General features: G+C 58.3%; 19 protein-coding genes and 2 pseudogenes. 15 read left to right on the top strand and 6 right to left on the bottom strand.

Annotated elements, in window-relative coordinates; genetic code table 11:
- The first annotated feature begins 221 nt into the window (after positions 1–221).
- Entirely contained in the window at positions 222–644 is a 423-nt protein-coding gene (hpaR, locus tag RS887_RS00240) for a homoprotocatechuate degradation operon regulator HpaR (protein ID WP_154910166.1), read from the top strand.
- A gap of 732 nt (positions 645–1,376) precedes the next feature.
- Here the strand turns inward: hpaR and RS887_RS00235 are convergent.
- Complete coding sequence (locus RS887_RS00235; protein ID WP_322613956.1) at positions 1,377–1,733, bottom strand: hypothetical protein; 357 nt, start codon at positions 1,731–1,733, stop codon at positions 1,377–1,379.
- A gap of 95 nt (positions 1,734–1,828) precedes the next feature.
- A complete protein-coding gene (locus RS887_RS00230; protein WP_322613955.1) occupies positions 1,829–1,996 on the bottom strand; it encodes a hypothetical protein in 168 nt (55 codons plus the stop codon).
- 94 nt (positions 1,997–2,090) lie between these two features.
- On the opposite strand from RS887_RS00230, the gene RS887_RS00225 reads away from it, so the two are divergent.
- Positions 2,091–2,408, top strand: coding sequence for a hypothetical protein (locus tag RS887_RS00225; protein WP_322613954.1), 318 nt, complete (start codon positions 2,091–2,093; stop codon positions 2,406–2,408).
- A 91-nt stretch (positions 2,409–2,499) separates the two neighbouring features.
- On the opposite strand, the pseudogene RS887_RS00220 reads toward RS887_RS00225, so the two are convergent.
- Positions 2,500–2,715, bottom strand: a pseudogene (locus RS887_RS00220) (hypothetical protein); the annotation flags it as partial.
- Between the two features lie 33 nt (positions 2,716–2,748).
- Here RS887_RS00220 and RS887_RS00215 point away from each other — a divergent pair.
- The 3 genes and pseudogenes from RS887_RS00215 to RS887_RS00205 all read left to right on the top strand — a co-directional run bounded on the left by RS887_RS00215 (position 2,749) and on the right by RS887_RS00205 (position 4,092).
- Positions 2,749–3,209 (top strand): annotated as a pseudogene (locus RS887_RS00215) (hypothetical protein).
- The gene (locus tag RS887_RS00210) at positions 3,206–3,946 is read left to right on the top strand and encodes a metallophosphoesterase (RefSeq protein WP_322613953.1); all 741 of its coding nucleotides are present in this window, start codon (positions 3,206–3,208) and stop codon (positions 3,944–3,946) included. Before RS887_RS00215 ends, RS887_RS00210 begins: the two are co-directional and overlap by 4 nt.
- Positions 3,898–4,092, top strand: coding sequence for a DUF2514 family protein (locus tag RS887_RS00205; RefSeq protein WP_416339928.1), 195 nt, complete (start codon positions 3,898–3,900; stop codon positions 4,090–4,092). Before RS887_RS00210 ends, RS887_RS00205 begins: the two co-directional genes overlap by 49 nt.
- A gap of 279 nt (positions 4,093–4,371) precedes the next feature.
- Here RS887_RS00205 and RS887_RS00200 read toward each other — a convergent pair whose 3' ends face one another.
- The gene (locus RS887_RS00200) at positions 4,372–5,487 is read right to left on the bottom strand and encodes a Gfo/Idh/MocA family oxidoreductase (RefSeq protein ID WP_322613952.1); all 1,116 of its coding nucleotides are present in this window, start codon (positions 5,485–5,487) and stop codon (positions 4,372–4,374) included.
- Between the two features lie 146 nt (positions 5,488–5,633).
- On the bottom strand, positions 5,634–6,554 hold the full coding sequence (locus RS887_RS00195; RefSeq protein WP_322613951.1) for a MurR/RpiR family transcriptional regulator: 921 nt from the start codon (positions 6,552–6,554) through the stop codon (positions 5,634–5,636).
- 320 nt (positions 6,555–6,874) lie between these two features.
- Between RS887_RS00195 and RS887_RS00190 the strand changes: the two genes are divergently transcribed.
- The 9 genes from RS887_RS00190 (at position 6,875) to RS887_RS00150 (ending at position 18,411) form a co-directional block, all read left to right on the top strand.
- On the top strand, positions 6,875–8,812 hold the full coding sequence (locus tag RS887_RS00190; protein ID WP_322613950.1) for a bifunctional 5-dehydro-2-deoxygluconokinase/5-dehydro-2-deoxyphosphogluconate aldolase: 1,938 nt from the start codon (positions 6,875–6,877) through the stop codon (positions 8,810–8,812).
- Between the two features lie 175 nt (positions 8,813–8,987).
- Positions 8,988–9,881: a myo-inosose-2 dehydratase gene (iolE, locus tag RS887_RS00185; protein WP_322613949.1), complete on the top strand. Its 894-nt coding sequence runs from the start codon at positions 8,988–8,990 to the stop codon at positions 9,879–9,881.
- Positions 9,878–10,687 carry a 5-deoxy-glucuronate isomerase gene (gene iolB, locus RS887_RS00180; protein ID WP_322613948.1) on the top strand — a complete coding sequence of 270 codons (810 nt, stop codon included), beginning with the start codon at positions 9,878–9,880 and terminating at the stop codon, positions 10,685–10,687. The genes iolE and iolB overlap by 4 nt, the downstream gene beginning before the upstream one ends.
- A 44-nt stretch (positions 10,688–10,731) precedes the next feature.
- On the top strand, positions 10,732–12,234 hold the full coding sequence (locus tag RS887_RS00175) for a CoA-acylating methylmalonate-semialdehyde dehydrogenase (RefSeq protein WP_322613947.1): 1,503 nt from the start codon (positions 10,732–10,734) through the stop codon (positions 12,232–12,234).
- 25 nt (positions 12,235–12,259) lie between these two features.
- Positions 12,260–13,081 (top strand): TIM barrel protein, encoded by an 822-nt coding sequence (locus tag RS887_RS00170; RefSeq protein ID WP_322613946.1) that lies wholly within the window; start codon positions 12,260–12,262, stop codon positions 13,079–13,081.
- Between the two features lie 153 nt (positions 13,082–13,234).
- Complete coding sequence (iolD, locus tag RS887_RS00165; RefSeq protein ID WP_322613945.1) at positions 13,235–15,166, top strand: 3D-(3,5/4)-trihydroxycyclohexane-1,2-dione acylhydrolase (decyclizing); 1,932 nt, start codon at positions 13,235–13,237, stop codon at positions 15,164–15,166.
- A gap of 42 nt (positions 15,167–15,208) precedes the next feature.
- Positions 15,209–16,219 carry a Gfo/Idh/MocA family oxidoreductase gene (locus RS887_RS00160; protein WP_322613944.1) on the top strand — a complete coding sequence of 337 codons (1,011 nt, stop codon included), beginning with the start codon at positions 15,209–15,211 and terminating at the stop codon, positions 16,217–16,219.
- Positions 16,220–16,358: 139 nt separating this feature from the next.
- Positions 16,359–17,219 carry a sugar phosphate isomerase/epimerase gene (locus RS887_RS00155; RefSeq protein WP_322613943.1) on the top strand — a complete coding sequence of 287 codons (861 nt, stop codon included), beginning with the start codon at positions 16,359–16,361 and terminating at the stop codon, positions 17,217–17,219.
- A 154-nt stretch (positions 17,220–17,373) separates the two neighbouring features.
- Positions 17,374–18,411 carry a Gfo/Idh/MocA family protein gene (locus RS887_RS00150; protein WP_322613942.1) on the top strand — a complete coding sequence of 346 codons (1,038 nt, stop codon included), beginning with the start codon at positions 17,374–17,376 and terminating at the stop codon, positions 18,409–18,411.
- Here RS887_RS00150 and RS887_RS00145 read toward each other — a convergent pair.
- Positions 18,405–18,539, bottom strand: a complete 135-nt coding sequence (locus tag RS887_RS00145; RefSeq protein WP_322613941.1) for a hypothetical protein — start codon at positions 18,537–18,539, stop codon at positions 18,405–18,407. The two genes, RS887_RS00150 and RS887_RS00145, sit on opposite strands and share 7 nt — an antisense overlap.
- A gap of 43 nt (positions 18,540–18,582) precedes the next feature.
- Here RS887_RS00145 and RS887_RS00140 point away from each other — a divergent pair, with 43 nt between their 5' ends.
- A complete protein-coding gene (locus RS887_RS00140; RefSeq protein ID WP_007994285.1) occupies positions 18,583–19,509 on the top strand; it encodes a sugar ABC transporter substrate-binding protein in 927 nt (308 codons plus the stop codon).
- The last annotated feature ends 56 nt before the right edge of the window (positions 19,510–19,565 follow it).

The raw sequence follows: 19,565 nt of genomic DNA, 5'->3' as shown, positions 1-19,565 counted from the left end.
GTTGATCTTGTACGGATCATCATGACCACCGCAGCGCTGCGACAGAATGGCTTTTACGGGGAACCGATTGCACTTTTCACAGGCGCATTGCTGCCAGGCAATGTCGGGTTGAGCAAAGTCGTAAAATGGTTAACAAGATAATAACCGAGCCTTGCTCGGCAGCTTGCGCCTGATGGCTGGCGACACTAAGCTGCCGACTCGCCCATTCAAGTAGTTCGATTATGGCTAACCCCAGACCTTCACTGACGCTGACCTTGTTGCAGGCTCGCGAAGCCGCAATGGCTTTCTTCCGCCCGGCTCTCAATAAGCACGACCTCACCGAACAGCAGTGGCGGATCATTCGGATACTGCGTCAGCAGGGCGAACTTGAAAGCCATCAACTTGCACATCAAGCCTGCATTCTAAAGCCGAGCATGACTGGTGTTTTGACTCGTTTGGAGCGAGATGGTCTGGTGCGTCGGCACAAGTCCAGCGAGGATCAACGGCGGGTACTCGTTGCGCTCACGGAGCGCGGTCAGCAGTGCTTTGTCTCAATGAGTGACGGCATGGAAGGCAACTACCTCAGGATTGAAGAGCAATTTGGTGCGGAAAAAATGCAGCAGCTTCTGGCTTTGCTCAATGAGTTTAAAAATATAAAACCTTGACCGGCGCCTGATAATGCAATCACAGTCGCTAACTACCCTTGTACTCCTTGTTGCATCAGCTTACTGATATCGGTTTTCAAGGGCTACGGCAATAGGTATGCCAGTCCAGAAGGATTGGTCGCAATCCATTATGCTAAAGCGCCCGACTCAGCCTGGATTTTGACTTGAGGTGCGTATCTTCGCCTTCATCGCCGTTAACTGCCCAATTCAGGAGCGCCGGGCTCTCAGTTGCCACGGCGGCAGCAGATTGGAGTATTTCGCTTGAGCAGTGACATAGATGGGCTTCATTCACTTAAGTTGAGTGAAATACGCTTTATTAAAACTGTTATAAATCAAATACTTAGAATCATCGTTAGCATGGGGTGCTAGGGGTCGAGTGTTCGAATCACTCCGTCCCGACCATATTTTTCAATGACTTAGCCCAATCTGAAAAGGTTGGGCTTTTTCATGTCTGAAAAATGCCCCCACATATACCCCCACCAGCCAGCGCATTACCTAGCCCCCTCACTTCGTGTCGTTCATGCCAGTAATGGGTCATCTTCCGCATCTCGTGAGGCTTTTGCAGGTCTTGCCGCTTGTTCGCACGTTTGCGATTCGGCTCATCGCCTAAATGCCGCTGACCTGCTATCAATCCCGGCGCCCGCATAATTGTCACTGAATCAAATCAGTTTCTTCAGACATGACTTCGTCCTTGCCGCGTTAGCGGCTGAATTTGAAGGGGGGGGAGTGGTGTTACTTGAGGGGAGAGGCAGAGATTTTGGAGTAAGTGCCGATATCAGTTGTAGCAAGAAGGGAGCGGCCATCCTTGAATTTTGCGTAGAAGGTTATTTCCCTTTCTTTATCACATAGCAACCAGCCCATAACTAGCCCAATCGGCCCTAAAAGCAATGCTCCAGCCAGGCTCCATCGAATAACGCTTCCTTTCTTGTTTACGACTTCTTCGGTTGCTGTTTCCAAGGCTTCCAGTTTTGAAATGGATATCGTTAACTCGCGAGAAGGTTTTAATGCGGATTTTAGAGTGAACCGTCCAGATTGAAATTCGGCATCACCTGCCAGAAAGTCACCGGATATCACTGTAATTTTTGACATGGTGTTTCTCTTCTGATCAGGTTTAGCCGGCTGATCACTGAGCTCCCAAGGCCCCTGTCAGTCAATCGACTTGCGACAAAAGGTGAGGCCGATGGTCACTCCATCGATACCAGATCATGGGCATTCACAACCAGCGTACTGTCATGGCCGGGGCACCCACCGCCGCCACCGGCGAACAGATCCACCACCAGTTCTTTCTGGAATGGCAAGCCCATGCTCGGCTGGCCATGGATGAACTGGTGTTTCTTCTGGAGTGCGGACATAGAGGATCCTCGCCGACTGGCGTGATTCGAGTTTGTGGGCTATTGGTTGATTGGTTGATGACCCAGCATGAGTCCGGAAGACAGGGGGCTACTAATGAAAACGCTGATAGTTGATCACTCTTGGAGCAAAATCATCGAGCGAGATGAGTTCGCCAAGGTCGTGCTGGCGGCAAAGATTGAGCAGATCGAAGAAATCGAAGCTGCCATTCGAGCGGTTGAAGGTGAAGAGGCAGCCCGCAATGTCCTGAATAATGGCTTGATAAAGCATGCATTAACGCGCTGCCTGGAGAACTTGCAGGGATCTGCATCCGTAACGGAGCAGGACTACTGGGTCTGTTACGAGTTTGCGACAACCGCTGCGAAGAAGGCAGAACGATTCATTGACGAAGAGCTTTCGCACATAGGGTCGTGATCGTATCTGCAAATGCACGCCTTGGAGTACGGCGCAGTAGTCGATGGCGAAACTACAACTGCTCCTATCCAACATCAATCCTGCGCAGCTCCATCACATCAAGGTAGATCGTCCAGCGGTGGGCAAAGTCGCAGATCGTGTCGGCGATGCGCTGTCCGGGCGCTATGTTCTTGCCGTTCTTCCAGTTGATCATGCCCTGGCGACCGCTGGGATCGATGCTCACCAGCGCAACGTGGTGGGTGCTGAGCAGCGCCCGGCAGGACCGATCGATCCGTACCCGCATGTTGTTGGGCTTGCGTTTGCTTATAGTGAACCGGAAGCGAGGAGGGCGGCGCAATGACTGGTAAAATCAGCGTTATCAGCCAAGCTCACTGAGGCTCTCACGAAGCTGAACACCATGTTCCGGGACAAGAATACGTCGTGGTCTCTCTGCGTCCGGGCAAGGACCGCACCCTCGACCAGAATGCCCTCTGGTTTGCCCTTTACCAGCGTGTTGCCGAGATGACACAGATCGGCGACACCGAGGACGAGCGCCGCTACTGCAAGCTGCATTTCGGGGTATGGATCCTGCTCAACGAGGATGCCGACTTTCGTGAGGGCTGGTATCACTCCATGCGTCATCTGAGCTACGGGCAGAAGCTCGATTTGATGGGCGGGGGCGCACTGTTCGGTCCGGTTGGCTTCCTGGTGACCCGGTTGTTTAATCGCCCCCAGGGTATCCAGTACACGGACCGCATCGTGGCTGACTTCACTGTGCGCGGTGTGGTGTTCACCGATCTGCTGGGCGAGGTGATGGCATGAATCGGATTGATCGCTTCAAAATCAACGAAATCGGCCGGGACTTAGCGGTTGGTGATATCCATGGTTGCTTCTCCAGGTTGCAAGCCGCCCTGGATGCAGTTCGGTTCAATCCTGATGTTGACCGGCTTTTCAGTGTCGGCGATCTAGTGGATCGTGGGCCGGAGTCGGAGCAGGTGGACTCATGGCTGGCCAAGCCATGGTTCCACGCCGTGCGCGGAAATCATGAGCAGATGGCAGTAGATGCCTACCGTGCAGACCCTGAGGGTCGCATGAAGGGAATGCACCTCATCAACGGTGGTTCTTGGCTCTATGCGCGCTCGTCAGTTGAGCAAGCTTTTTATTCCGAGCTGTTGGCCGACTTGCCACTGGTGATCGAAGTGTGGACGCCAGCGGGACTTGTCGGGATCGTCCATGCCGACTGCCCATATGACCACTGGAATGAATTCGTGTGGGCGATCGAGCAGGGAGGCCCCGTGGAAGCAGCTCACGTTGCAGCGATTGCCCAATGGTCGAGGAAGCGCATTTTTGAAGAAAGCACCCAAGTTGTTGGTGGGGTCAGGGCTGTTGTGGTTGGTCATACACCAGTGCGCCAGCCAGCCGTTCTCGGCAACGTCTACCACATCGACACTGGCGGCTGGATGGACGGTCACTTCACTCTGCTGAATCTGCATACCCTCCAGCCGTCGCTGTGCTTGCCGACGCGTTCAAGCGCGCTGACCAACGAGCGTTTGACCTAGCTGCAATTGCTGACCAAGCCAGAGCCCGGGGAGTGACTTGCGAGCGGGCGTACATTTCGCTTGAGGAAAAATTAGTAGGGTGGCAGCTAATTAGTATCATTGAGATGCTGTTTTTTCAGTGGGCGCCAGACATACGCGATCCCTAACCCCTTCAATCCACTATCCACGACAAACCACGGCGCATCTGCCCCGTCTTCGATTACGTCGTCGCTTTTGGAGCCTGTCCCTATATAGCGATATTGTGGTTTTGAACTGGCCTAATAATTTTGGACACTTCATTCGGGCGTTACGCTTGCGAGGGCAGCTGCGTCCTGATTTCCAACAATGACCTGTACAACTCCTGCAAGGGTAGAGACCAAAAGGCACACGCTGCGAGCGCACCTTTCGTATCCTGCTACCGCCATTGGCGGCAGCCTTATCGGCGATCAGACCTCGCTGATATTGACCCAACGCTGTTCCCGTGCCGCCAATCGAATCGCCATCGCCAGTCGCTCCACTTCCAGGGCTTGCTCGAAATCAGTGCCGGCTTGTCCTTGGCCGGCCAAGGCCATGATCAACTCATGCACTTCCAGCGTTTTCAACTCGTTGTAGCCCAGTTGATGCCCCGGCGCCGGACTGAACGCTGCATATCCGGGCAGGTTCGGCCCGGCCAGTAAGCGCTGGAAACCGTCCTGGCCGACACGGCACAGGCGTAACTCATTCAAACGCTCCTGATCGAATGACAGGGTCCCTTGGGTGCCACTGATCTCGAAACTCAGGTGATTTTTGTAGCCGTGCTTGAGCCAACTGCTGCTGAAGGTGCCACGCGCGCCACTGGTGAAGCGCAGCAGGGCATGGGCCTGATCGTCGACAGCAATGCTGCGCTGTTCCTGGCTACCGGCCATGACCGGGCGCTGGCGGTGCACGGTCTGGGAATCGGCGCACACTGCTTCGACATTACCCAGCAGATGGCGCGCCATGGCGAGCAAGTGACTGCCCAGATCCGCCAGCGCCCCGCCGGCATGTCCGGCCTCGCAGCGCCACGACCAGGGGGATGCTGGATCGGCCATGAAGTCTTCGCTGAATTCGCCTTGAAAGCTGATGATCTCGCCGAGTTCACCGCTCAGAATCAGCTCGCGCGCCAGGCCGATGATCGGGTTGTGCTGGTAGTTGTAGCCGACACGGGTGACCACGCCGGCATGCTTGGCCGCCAGGTGCATGGCATTGGCCTGTTCAAGGTTCACCGCCAGCGGTTTTTCGCAGTACACCGGCTTGCCGGCGGCAATTGCGGCCATGGCCATCGGGTAGTGCAGGTGGTTGGGTGTGCTGATGGCGATCAGGTTGACCTTGGGATCGTCGATTAATTGCTGCCAATCGCCATAAGCCTGCTCAAAGCCCCAGGCAATGGAGCATGCTTGCGCACGAACGGGATCTGCGTCGGCCAGGGCAGCGAGGCGAAGCGTGAAGGGCAGTTCGAATGCCGCACTGACGTTGCGAAAGGCCAGGGCATGGGCACGCCCCATGAAACCCGTGCCGATAAGTCCGATTCCGAGTTCGCGCATGACAGGATCCTTTGAATTCTTGTTTTCAGAGATCCAATTTATAGAATAAATATTCCCTGACATCAATTTTTAGAATAAAAATATACAGCGACTCGCTGAATCGCTGCCGGTGAGTTGCGCGGGGAGCCGTAACGCCAGTGTCTCGGTCAGTCTTCGAACCCGACCTGCTCATGAATCTCATCAACCTTCAATTCCAGTCGATAGGCCACGGCGATAAACAGCGCCTGGCACAGGCACAGGGTCGCGCTCAATGAACGGAACGCAAACGAGCTGCCTTCGTTGACCAGCAGCAGGGTGTTGGCGCGCTTGGCCAGGGGCGAGAGATTGCTGTCGGTGATGATCAGGGTTTTTGCCTGATGATGCTGGGCGATGCGCAGGCAGTGTTGGGTTTCCTTGCCGTACGGCGTGAAGCTGATGGCGATCACCAGGTCATTGGCGCGCACGCTGCGCATTTGCTCGCGGTAGCTGCCGCCGAGCCCCGACACCAGGTGAATGCGCTTGTTGGTGTGTTGCAGGTTGTAGACCAGGTAATCGGCTACCGCGAACGAACGGCGCACGCCGACCACGTAGATGTTGTCGGCATTGACCACCAGGTCCACTGCCTTGTCGAAGGCCTGGTCATCGAGTTCCAGCCCCAGTCGTTCGATGCCCGACAGGGTCGCGTTGATGCACTCGCGCGCCAGATCGCCACCGCTGGCTTTCTGCGACTTGTTGGCGATCATGCTGCGAATGCGTTGCTGGTAGTTCTGTACCGGGGTGGTTTTGTGGGTATACGCCTCGCGAAACAGCGCCTGCATTTCGCTGAAGCCGCTGAAGCCGAAACGTTGGGAAAACCGCACGATGGCCGACGGGTGCACTTCGCACTCGCGGGCGATGTCGCTGATGCGGTCGACCATGATCCGGTCGCTTTGCTGGCTCATGTAACTGGCGATGCGTTTGAGTTGGCGCGGCAGGCTTTCGTATTCATGGGTAATCAGCTGCAGCAGACTCTCGGCATTGATCGGGGGGCTGACAAGATCGCTCTCGGGCGTGCTCTCGGTCGAATCCGGCTGATCGGTGCGGGACATAGGGAATCCTTCTGGCTTGTTCTTGGCTTGTTCTTATAGCGACGATGTTTCACCGCGTCCCAGGACAATAGGTTGGCTGTGCGCAGTCTACAGGGTAGGCCCGAACAAAATCTTGAGCTTGCAGCAGTCAGAGGCTTGCTGAAACGATGCACTGCGTCTGGAACGCTTGTACTAAAGTTTATTGGAAAAAATATTCCACGTAAAAAATATTTGGAATAATTATTGATTATTCGATCCCTGTCGTTTTAGTCTGCATCCACCAAGAGTGTTCGCGCGGTCATCGTCCTGAACACAGGCTGATAAAAATAACAGGAGCCAGCATGGGCCAGACTCGTTTTGCCAGTGGACGTCAATTGGATCTGATTTGCCTGGGGCGCCTTGGCGTCGACCTCTATGCACAGCAAGTCGGGGCGCGGTTGGAGGATGTGAGCAGCTTCGCCAAATACCTCGGTGGATCGTCCGCCAACATCGCTTTCGGCACCGCTCGTCTGGGGCTGAAGTCAGCGATGCTGAGCCGGGTAGGGGACGACCACATGGGGCGTTTCCTGGTCGAGTCCCTGGCCCGCGAAGGCTGCGACATCAGTGGTATCAAAGTTGATCCGGAGCGCCTGACGGCGATGGTGTTGCTCGGCCTAAAGGACCGCGAAACCTTTCCTTTGGTGTTCTACCGCGAAAACTGCGCCGACATGGCGCTACGGGCCGAAGACATCAGTGAAGCCTTTATCGCCTCCAGCAAAGCCTTGCTGATCACCGGCACGCATTTCTCCACCGACGGCGTCTACAAGGCGAGCATCCAGGCGCTGGACTACGCACAGAAGCACAACGTCAAACGGGTGCTGGACATCGATTACCGTCCGGTTTTGTGGGGGCTTGCCGGCAAGGCGGACGGTGAAACACGTTTCGTCGCCGACCAGAACGTCAGTCAGCATGTGCAGAAAATCCTCCCGCGTTTCGATCTCATTGTCGGCACCGAAGAAGAGTTTCTGATTGCCGGTGGTTCCGAGGATTTGCTCACCGCGCTGCGCAATGTCCGTCGATTGAGCGACGCGACCCTGGTGGTCAAGCTCGGCCCGCAAGGCTGCACGGTGATTCATGGAGAGATCCCGGCCCGTCTCGAAGACGGTGCGATTTACCCTGGCGTGCGTGTTGCGGTGCTTAACGTGCTGGGAGCCGGCGATGCCTTCATGTCGGGCTTCCTCAGCGGTTGGCTGGAGGACGCCAGCGATGAGCGCTGCTGCCAGTTGGCCAATGCCTGCGGCGGCCTGGTGGTGTCGCGCCATGCCTGCGCCCCGGCGATGCCGACCCGCGCCGAACTGGATTACCTGTTCAACAGCCCGGTACCGATTACACGTCCGGATCAGGACGTAACGTTGCAACGCCTGCATCAGGTCAGCGTGCCGCGCAAACAGTGGAAGCAACTGTTCATCTTTGCGTTCGACCATCGCTGGCAATTGGTGGAGTTGGCCCAAAAGGGTGGCCGTGACCTCAACGCCATTAGCGAACTCAAGCAACTTTTTATCCGGGCCGTGGAGCGGGTCGACGCCGATCTGCAAAAGCAAGGCATCGAAGCCGATGTCGGGCTGCTGGCCGATCAACGTTTCGGCCAGGATTCACTGAACGCCGCCACCGGTCGCGGCTGGTGGGTGGCGCGGCCGGTCGAGGTACAAGGCTCCCGCCCGTTGGCCTTCGAACACGGGCGTTCGATCGGCAGCAACCTGATCGCCTGGCCACAAGAGCAAATCATCAAGTGCCTGGTGCAATTCCACCCGGACGACGAGCCAATGCTGCGCCTGGAGCAGGAAGCGCAGATCAAGGGTTTGTATCAGGCATCGCAAGTCAGCGGTCATGAGCTGCTGCTGGAAATCATCCCGCCCAAGGATCACCCCTCGACGCACCCGGACGTGTTGTATCGCGCACTCAAACGCCTCTACAACCTCGGCATCTACCCGGCGTGGTGGAAGATCGAAGCGCAAAGCGCAGAGGAGTGGAAGCAACTCGACGAACTGATTCAGGAGCGCGATCCGTACTGCCGTGGTGTGGTGTTGCTGGGCTTGAATGCCCCGGCATCAGCGTTGGCCGAAGGCTTTCAACAGGCCAGCCAGAGCCGGACATGCCGTGGGTTCGCCGTGGGGCGGACGATTTTCCAGGAGCCAAGCCGTGCGTGGTTGGCCGGGGAACTCGACGATGAGGCGCTGATTCGACAGGTGCAGGGCACCTTTGTCGAATTGATCGATGCCTGGCGTACTGCCCGCGCTTGATGGAACACCGCGCGATCCTGTGGGAGCGGGCTTGCCCGCGATGACGGCGGCACATTCAGCATCAATGTGACAGCGAGATCGCAATCGCGGGCAAGTCGGATCGCGCCGCACCGCCGTTCCCACAGAGTTTTATGTCGCTCTTACTGGTTTTGTAAAAACAATAAAAGGTGCAGCCATGCCCGCTATCCGAATTGGCATCAACCCGATCTCCTGGAGCAACGACGACCTGCCGTCCCTCGGTGGCGAGACGCCGCTGAGCACCGCCTTGAGCGAAGGCAAGGACATCGGTTATGAAGGCTTCGAACTCAACGGCAAGTTTCCCAAGGACGCCAAGGGCGTCGGCGAAGTGCTGCGACCGTATGACCTTGCGTTGGTGTCCGGCTGGTATTCCAGTCGTCTGGCCCGCCGCTCGGTGGCCGAAGAAATCGACGCCATCGGCAGCCATGTCGAGCTGCTGGCGAAGAACGGCGCCAAGGTGCTGGTCTATGGCGAGGTCGCGGACTCCATCCAGGGCCAACGCATTCCCCTGGTCGAACGCCCGCGTTTTCACACCGAACAGGCCTGGCAGGAATACGCCGACAAGCTCACCGAGCTGGCGCGTTTCACCCTGTCCCAGGGCGTACGTCTGGCGTATCACCACCATATGGGCGCCTACGTCGAATCCCCGTCGGACATCGACACCCTGATGGCGTTGACCGGCAGTGAAGTCGGCCTGCTGTTCGATTCGGGCCATTGCTACATGGGTGGCGGTGAGCCGCTGCAGGTGCTGCGCAAACACATCTCACGCATCTGCCATGTGCATTTCAAGGACGTGCGCAAACCGGTGGTGCAGCTGGCGCGCAACAATCTGTGGAGCTTCCCTGACTGCATCATCAACGGCACCTTCACCGTGCCGGGAGATGGCGACATCGACTTTGCTGAACTGCTGGACGTGCTGCTGGCGGCCGATTACCACGGCTGGCTGGTGGTCGAGGCCGAGCAGGACCCGGCGGTGGCCCCGAGCTACGCCTATGCCAAAAAAGGCTTCCACACCTTGCGCGCGCTGCTCGACGAGAGGACTGCACGATGAGCCTGCTGGTCAAAAGCAATGCCCGTGGCCGGACCATGGTCGAGTTGGGCAAAGGTGAGCTTGAATACGTCGGTTTCGCCGCTTACCGCTTGAGCCTCGGCGAAACCCTGCCGGTCTCTGCCGGTGATAAGGAGCTGTGCCTGGTGCTGCTCAGCGGCCGGGTCAGCATCAGGGGTGAAGCGCCGGGGCAGGGCGCATTCGACTGGGACAACCTTGGGGATCGTCAGTCGGTTTTCGAAGACAAATCCCCCTTCGCCGCGTACTTGCCACCCGGCAGTCAGGCCCAGGTGGTGGCGTTGAGTGATGTGCAATTTGCCGTTTGCGCCGCTCCCGGTTCGACCACCAATCCCCTCGGTCCACGCCTGATCAAACCTGAAACGATGAAACGCAGTGTGCGCGGCAAGGGTGCCAACACCCGTTACGTCTGCGACATTCTGCCGGACACCGAACCCGCCCATTCGCTGCTGGTGGTGGAAGTGCGTACGCCCTCGGGACACTCGTCGAGCTACCCGCCGCACAAGCACGACACCGACGACCTGCCGCACCAGAGCTTCCTTGAAGAAACCTATTACCACCAGATCAACCCGCCCCAGGGCTTCGTGTTCCAACGGGTCTACACCGATGATCGCAGTATCGATCAGGCCATGGCCGTGGAAAACAGTGACCTTGTAGTCGTGCCCAAGGGCTATCACCCGGTCAGCGTGCCGTACGGCTACGAGTCGTATTACCTGAACGTGATGGCCGGCCCGAAACGCGTCTGGCAGTTCCATAACGATCCGCAGCACAGTTGGCTGCTGGATCTTTGAAGTCCAACGTCTGAATTTCAACCTCTGCATGGAGAACAAGCACAATGAGCGACGCCCGGGTTGTAGGCCATTACATCGACGGCCAGGTGCAGGACAGCGGCAACGAACGGTTCAGCAACGTCTTCAACCCGGCTACCGGCGCGGTTCAGGCGCGCGTCGGGTTGGCCAGCCAGAAGACCGTGGACCAAGCTGTCGCCTCGGCCCTGAAAGCCTTTCCGGCCTGGTCCGAGCAATCGTCCCTGCGGCGTTCTCGGGTGATGTTCAAGTTCAAGGAGTTACTTGATCGCCATCACGACGAACTGGCAGAAATCATCAGCCGCGAACACGGCAAGGTCTTTTCGGACGCCAAAGGCGAAGTCACCCGCGGCATCGAAATCGTCGAATACGCCTGCGGTGCACCGAGCCTGCTGAAGACCGAGTTCAGCGACAACATCGGTGGCGGCATCGACAACTGGAACCTGCGTCAGCCCCTGGGTGTTTGTGCCGGGGTCACGCCGTTCAACTTCCCCGTGATGGTGCCGCTGTGGATGATTCCGCTGGCGCTGGTCACCGGTAACTGCTTCATCCTCAAACCCTCCGAGCGCGATCCGTCCGCCAGTTTGCTGATGGCCCGCCTGCTCACCGAAGCCGGCTTGCCGGACGGTGTGTTCAACGTGGTCCAGGGTGACAAGGTGGCGGTCGACGCCTTGCTGCAACACCCGGACATCGAGGCGATTTCATTTGTCGGTTCGACGCCGATTGCCGAGTACATCCATCAGCAGGCGACCTCGTGCGGCAAGCGCGTGCAGGCGCTGGGTGGGGCGAAGAACCACATGATCATCATGCCCGATGCGGACCTGGATCAAGCGGCGGATGCCTTGATTGGCGCCGCTTACGGCTCGGCGGGCGAGCGCTGCATGGCGATCTCGATTGCCGTCGCGGTCGGCGATGTCGGCGACCGGTTGATCGCCAAACTGCTGCCGCGTATCGATCAATTGAAAGTCGGCAATGGCCTGCAGGGTGACACCGACATGGGGCCGCTGGTCACTGCCGAACACAAGGCCAAGGTTGAAGGCTTCATCGATCAGGGCGTGGCCCAGGGTGCACAGCTGATCGTCGACGGCCGCCACTTCAAGGTGCCGGGGGCCGAGAATGGCTTCTTCGTCGGCGCTACGCTGTTCGATAACGTCACGACCGAGATGAGCATTTATCAGCAGGAAATCTTCGGCCCGGTGCTGGGCATCGTTCGCGTGCCGGACTTTGCCAGCGCCGTGGCCCTGATCAACGCCCATGAATTCGGCAACGGCGTGTCCTGCTTCACCAGCGATGGCGGCATTGCTCGCTCGTTTGCCCGCAGCATCAAGGTCGGCATGGTTGGCATCAATGTGCCAATTCCGGTGCCGATGGCCTGGCACTCATTCGGTGGCTGGAAGCGCTCGCTGTTCGGTGATCACCACGCTTACGGCGAAGAAGGCATCCGCTTCTACAGTCGCTACAAAAGCATTATGCAGCGCTGGCCCGACAGTATCGCCAAGGGCCCTGAATTCAGCATGCCAACCGCCAAATAATTTACCTGTACGGAGAACAACAATAATGAGCAAACCCCTGCGTTTCGCCCTGAACCGTATGGTCGCCCCACGTTTGTCCCTGCCAGCGTTCATCGAGTTGGCGGTGACTCTGAAGGCGGACGCCATCGAGATCCGCAACGACCTCAAAGGCGTCGAGATCGAGGACGGCACTGCGCCCGAGCGTGTGCGCGAGTTGTGCGCGGCCAAAGGCATCACCGTGCTGTCGATCAACGCGCTGTATCCATTTGATGTGTGGAACGACGAGCGCCGTGCGCAGGCCCGCAAGCTTGCCGCATATGCCCGTGATTGTGGCGCGCAGGGTTTGGTCATGTGCCCGTTGAACGACCGTGCCGATCCGCGCAGCGAGGCCGAGCGCGCGTCTGGCCTGCGCACAGCGTTGAGTGAACTGGCGCCGATCCTGCGCGATCACGGCATTTTCGGTTTCATCGAACCGCTGGGTTTCGAAGAATGTTCGCTGCGCCGCAAACGCACGGCAGTCGATGCGATCAAGGCCATCGGCGGGTTGGATGTGTTCCTTCTGGTGCATGACACCTTTCACCATCACCTGGCCAGCGAACATGAATTCTTTCCCGAGTTGACCGGGCTGGTACACATCTCCGGCGTCGAGGATGCCGAGGCGCCGCTGGCGACCATTCGTGACGGCCACCGGGTGCTGGTGGGCGAGGGTGACATTCTCAGCAATGCTGCACAAATCGACACCTTGCTCAGCAGCGGCTACAGCGGCTACCTGTCGTTCGAACCGTTCGCCGACAGCGTGCATGGCCTGACAGATATCGAACGGGCGATCGGCGCGAGCATGGATCACCTGCAGAAATCCCAAGGTTAATGGAGATCCCTGTGGGAGCGGGCTTGCCCGCGATGACGGCAGCACATTCAAGATTGATGTGTCAGGTAGATCGCTATCGCGGGCAAGCCCGCTCCCACAGTTGATGGCATTCCACAGCACACACCGGATTCAGCTTCAAAGGAAGGTGCAAGCATGACCACAACAAGACTGACCATGGCCCAGGCCCTGGTGAAATTCCTCGACAACCAATACATCGAGGTCGATGGGGTTCAGAGCAAATTCGTCGCCGGGATCTTTACCATCTTCGGCCACGGCAACGTGCTGGGTCTGGGGCAGGCCCTGGAGCAAGACAGCGGTGACCTGATCGTCCATCAGGGCCGCAATGAGCAAGGCATGGCCCACGCGGCTATCGGTTTCGCAAAACAACACCTGCGGCGCAAGATCTACGCCTGTACTTCATCCGTGGGGCCAGGTGCGGCGAACATGCTGACAGCTGCCGCCACTGCGACAGCCAACCGCATTCCATTGCTTTTGTTGCCCGGTGATGTCTACGCCTGTCGTCAACCGGACCCGGTGCTGCAACAGATCGAACAGTTCCACGACCTGAGTATCAGCACCAACGATGCATTCAAGGCTGTGAGCAAATGCTGGGACCGCATCAACCGTCCCGAGCAGTTGATGACGGCGGCGATCCACGCCATGCGGGTGCTCACCGATCCGGCCGAAACCGGCGCCGTGACGCTTGCCTTGCCGCAGGACGTGCAAGCCGAGGCGTACGACTATCCCGATTACTTCCTGCAAAAACGTGTACACCGTATCGAACGGCGTCCGGCCACCGAAGCCATGCTGGGTGATGCGCTGGCGCTGTTCAAAGGCAAGCACAAACCGCTGATCATCTGCGGTGGCGGGGTCAAGTATTCGGGGGCCAACGCGGCGTTGCAGGCCTTTGCCGAGCGCTTTGATATTCCTTTCGCTGAAACCCAGGCCGGCAAGAGCGCGCTGGTGTCCAGCCATCCGCTGAACGTCGGTGGCATCGGTGAAACCGGTTGCCTGGCGGCGAACCTGTTGGCCAGGGACGCTGATCTGATCATTGGCATTGGCACCCGATACAGTGATTTCACCACTGCGTCGAAATCCTTGTTCAAACACCCCGAGGTTCAGTTCCTCAATCTTAATATCAGCCCCTGTGACGCCCTGAAACTCGACGGGGTGCAATTGCTGGCGGACGCCAAAACCGGCTTGAACGCCCTGGCCGATGCCCTGGGCGACTATCGCTCCAGTTGGGGCGATCAGCCGCGTCAGGCCAAGGCGCAACTGGATGAAGAGGTCGATCGCATCTATCAGGTGGAATATCAGGCAAAGGATTTTGTACCGGAAATCAACGACCACATGGACCCGGCCGTCCTGCGCGAATTCATCGAGCTGACCGGTTCCTGCCTGACCCAGAGCCGCGTGCTCGGCGTGCTCAATGAAAACCTGGCGGACGACGCAGTGATCGTCGCCGCCGCCGGCAGCCTGCCTGGCGACTTGCAGCGCAGTTGGCGCAGCAAGGGTGTGAACACCTACCACGTCGAGTACGGCTATTCCTGCATGGGTTACGAGGTCAATGCTGCGTTGGGCGTGAAACTCGCCGAGCCGGATCGTGAGGTCTATGCGCTGGTGGGCGACGGCTCCTACATGATGCTGCACTCGGAACTGGCGACCTCGATTCAGGAGCGGCGCAAGATCAACGTTGTGCTGCTGGACAACATGACCTTCGGCTGCATCAACAACCTGCAGATGGAACACGGCATGGACAGCTTCGGCACCGAGTTCCGTTTCCGCAATCCGGAAACCGGAAAACTCGATGGCGGCTTTGTGCCGGTGGATTTCGCCATGAGCGCGGCGGCCTATGGCTGCAAGACTTACAAAGTGAACACCGTTGAAGAACTGAAAGCTGCACTGGCGGATGCGCGCTTGCAGACCGTTTCGACGCTGATCGATATCAAGGTTTTGCCCAAGACAATGATTCACAAATACCTGTCGTGGTGGCGAGTCGGTGTGGCGCAGGTTTCCACCAGTGCCCGTACCGATGCGGTGGCCAAGACCCTGAACGAACGACTGGCCAAGGCCCGTCAATACTGATTGCCCCTGAAACCAACAACAAGTCTTCACAGGAGAGTTTTCATGTCTTTAAAGATTGGCGTCATCGGCACCGGGGCCATCGGCCAGGACCACATCCGTCGTTGCAGCCAGACCTTGCTCAACAGCCAGGTCGTCGCGGTTACCGACATCAATTTGCAGCAAGCGGCCAAGGTCGTTTCCGATTTGAAGCTGACCGCCGAGGTTTATCCCGACGGCCATGCGCTGATCAAGGCGCCGGAAGTCGAGGCGATCCTCGTCACCTCTTGGGGGCCGAGCCACGAAGAGTTCGTGCTGGCGGCGATTGCCGCCGGCAAACCAGTGTTCTGCGAAAAGCCGCTGGCGGTCACCGCCGAAGGCTGCCGCAAGATCGTCGAGGCCGAAGTAGCTCATGGCAAGCGGCTGGTGCAGGTCGGTTTCATGCGTCCGTACGACGAGGGGTATCGGGCGCTGAAATCAGTGATCGACAGCGGCCAGATCGGCGAGCCGTTGATGCTGCATTGCGCCCACCGTAACCCCACGGTGGGCGAGAACTACAAGACCGACATGGCGATCACCGACACCCTGATCCATGAGTTGGATGTGCTGCGCTGGTTGCTCGATGACGACTACGTGTCGGTACAGGTGGTGTTCCCGCGCAAGACCAGCAAGGCTCACGCCCATTTGAAAGACCCGCAGATCGTGTTGCTGGAAACCGCCAAGGGCACGCGCATTGACGTGGAAGTCTTCGTCAATTGTCAGTACGGCTACGACATCCAGTGCGAAGTGGTAGGGGAGACCGGCATCGCCAAGCTGCCGGAACCGTCCCAGGTTCAACTGCGTAGCGGGGCGAAGCTGTCCAACGCGATTCTGATGGACTGGAAGGATCGGTTCATCGCGGCGTATGACGTTGAGTTGCAGGCGTTCATCGATGGCGTGCGCGCCGGGCAGGTTGGCGGTCCTTCGGCGTGGGATGGCTTCGCAGCGGCGGCGGCGGCGGATGCGTGCATCGAGGCGCAGAACAGCGGGTTGATTGTCAAAGTCGGCCTGCCAGAGCGTCCACACTTCTACGGCTAACCACACCCCCCCTGTGGGAGCGAGCCTGCTCGCGAATGCGATCAGACAGTCACATGGATGCTGGATGTACAGCCGTCATCGCGAGCAGGCTCGCTCCCGCAATGGGGCAAGGCTCAGGCCTTGGTCAAGGAGAACAATCATGCGCATCGCACTCGACCCCTACATGTACCGGACCCTGTCCCTGGGCAAGATGGTCGACAAGGTCGCCGAGCTCGGTTACGAACACATCGAGCTGTCGCCCCGGGAAGATTTCCTGCCTTTCTATAAAGCCCCGCGCGTCGACAAGGCGCGGATCAAGGAGTTTCGCAAAGCCCTGCGCGACACCGGGGTCAAACTCTCTTCTCTATTACCGATGTACCACTGGGCCGCTGCCGACGAAGGTTTGCGTGTGGCGGCGGTGCGCAACTGGAAGCGCGCGATCCAGATTGCCGTGGAGATGGACTGCGAGCTGGTCAACACCGAGTTCACCGGGCAATCGGACAATCCGCTGGTCTGCGAGAACCAGTTCATGCGCTCCATGGACGAGTTGATCCCGGAGTTTGAGCGTGAGGGCATCAAGCTCGATATACAGGCGCACCCCTATGATTTCTGCGAACGCAACAACGAGTCGGTGGACATCATTCGCGGGCTGGATCGCGACTGGATCAACTACCTTTATGCTGCGCCACACACCTTCTTCTACGACGACGGCAAAGGTGACATCGCCTCGATGCTCAAGTACGCCGGCTCCAGGCTGAGCCACCTGATCATCGCCGATACCTACAACCACAAGGCGTCGTCGGGCCTGCGATACATCGTCAACCCGCCGGGCGTGACCGCCACCGTGCACCAGCACCTGGACATCGGCCAGGGCGAGGTCGACTGGGACGCGTTCTTCGGTACCTTGCGCGAGATCAAGTTCGACGGCATTGCTACCGTATCGGTGTTCGCCTGGGAGGACCGGCCAGACGAGTCCAACCGGATGATGCTCGAGCGCGTGACCCGCGAACTCTGCCAATGACCGCGGCATACACAAAAGTTGTGGGAGCGGGCTTGCTCGCGAAGACGGCGGCACATTCAACATTGAAGTCGCCTGACACATCGCCTTCGCGAGCAAGCCCGCTCCCACAGGGGGCCGTGTACATCCGGTAACGAACTATAAGGAGAATGTTTTCATGCGTATTGGACTTGTCGGTTACGGCCATGGCGGCCGGTTTTTCCATGCTCCGCTGATCAGCAGTTTGCCGGGTGCAACCTTTGTCGGTGTGGTTACCCGTTCAACGGAGCGGCGCCAGTTACTGGCGGCAGAACATCCCGGCGTGCCGGCCTTCGACAGCATCGGTCAATTGGTCGAAATCGGGGTCGATGTGCTGGTGGTGTCCACGCCGCTCAAAGGTCGCCCGGCGCTGGTGCTCGACGCCATCGAACACGGGGTGGCGGTGGTCAGCGACAAGCCGTTCGCCGCCGACGCGCAACAGGCGCAAACCCTGATCACCATGGCCGAGCGCCAGGGTGTGCAACTGAGCGTCTACCAGAACCGGCGTTGGGACTCGGACTTTCTCACCGTGCGCAAACTCATCGAGTCCGGTGCGCTGGGCCAGGTCACCCGCTTCGAATCGCGAGTCGAACGCTATTCGCCATCGTCGGTGAACAACGGCAGTGGCGGTGGTTTCCTGCGCGATCTGGGTAGCCATCTGGTGGATCAGGCGCTGCTGCTTTTCGGCCCCGTCACTCGGGTTTACGCTGAACTGGATTATGTCGAAAAAGGCCAGGTCTTCGACAACGGCTTCTTTATGTCCCTGGTCCACGTCAATGGCGTGAGCTCGCACCTGGGTGGCAGTTGCCTGCAAAACACGCCCGGCCCGCGCTTTCGCGTGACCGGAACCCAGGGTTGCTACAGCGTCGATGGCCTGGACGGGCAGGAGGCGTCGGTGCTCGCCGGGCTCACACCAAAATCCAAAGGTGAACGCTGGGGCGTGGAAGAGCATCGCCGCTGGGGCTGGTTCGAACAGGGCGAAGTGCGCGAAAGAGTTTCCTCCGAGCGTGGTTGCTGGCATCAGTTCTATTTACAGCTACAAACCGCATTGCAGAGCGGTGGTCCAATGCCTGTGGACGCCCGTGATGCACTGGCGACCACCCGTGTGCTAGACGCTGCGCGGCTGAGTGCCGAGCGCCATCAGATGGTGCAATTGAGCCCCCTCGAGCGTCATTGAACAAAATCAGAATAAAATTCTAAAATGAGTTGATATAGAAAATATTTTCCAATAAAGTCATTTCCAGCGAGCTGCCTCGCACCCGGTTCCAACTCTTTTCCCGCTTGTCCGCTTACTGAAATCGTCACGCCTTATCCATAAAACCAACAAGAATGTGGAGAAAGACTTTTCATGAAGACCAAGATCCGTTTCGCCTCACTCGCCTTGTCCCTGATGTTCGCCAGCGGCGCTGCACTCGCTGACATGAAGATCGGCGTCAGCATGTCGCAGTTCGATGACACCTGGCTGACCTACCTGCGCGAATCCATGGATACAAAAGCCAAATCCTATCCCGATGGCGTCAAGCTGCAGTTCGAAGATGCGCGCAGCGACGTGGTCCGGCAGTTGAGCCAGGTAGAAAGCTTCATCAGTCAGAAGGTCGACGCCATTGTGGTCAACCCGGTGGATACCGCCGCGACCAAAAAAATCACTGAATCGGCGGTCAAGGCCGGTATTCCGCTGGTGTACGTCAACCGCCGTCCCGATGACCTGAATCTGCCCAAAGGCGTGGTCACTGTCGCCTCCAACGACCTAGAGGCGGGTCAGATGCAGATGCAATACCTGGCCGACAAAATGGGCGGCAAGGGCGACATCGTGATTCTGCTGGGCGACCTGGCGAACAACTCCACCACCAACCGTACCAAGGGCGTCAAAGAGGTATTGGCCAAATACCCGAACATCAAGATCGAGCAAGAGCAAACCGGCATCTGGTTGAGGGACAAGGGCATGACCCTGGTCAACGACTGGCTGACCCAGGGCCGCAAGTTCGACGCGGTCGTCTCCAACAACGACGAGATGGCCATCGGCGCCGCGATGGCCCTGCAACAGGCCGGAGTGGAAAAGGGCAGCATTCTGATCGCCGGTGTCGACGGTACGCCTGACGGTTTGAACGCGGTGAAGAAGGGGTCTCTGGTCGTCTCTGTGTTCCAGGACGCCAAGGGGCAGGCAGACGGTTCGATCGAGACGGCAGTGAAAATGGCCAAAAACGAGCCGGTCGAGCCGGCCGTGTGGGTGCCGTATCGCTTGATCACGCTACAAAACGTTGACCAGTTCAAATAGTCCGTCCGTTCAATAACAACAATAAACACGCAAGGTGGCAATTGCGACCTTGCTGA

Origin of the sequence: Pseudomonas sp. BIC9C, from assembly GCF_034541995.1 — a bacterium.
Taxonomy (GTDB): domain Bacteria; phylum Pseudomonadota; class Gammaproteobacteria; order Pseudomonadales; family Pseudomonadaceae; genus Aquipseudomonas; species Aquipseudomonas fluorescens_CC.
The sequence above is the reverse complement of the archived record's forward strand: the minus strand, read 5'-3'. Positions and strand labels throughout refer to the sequence as shown.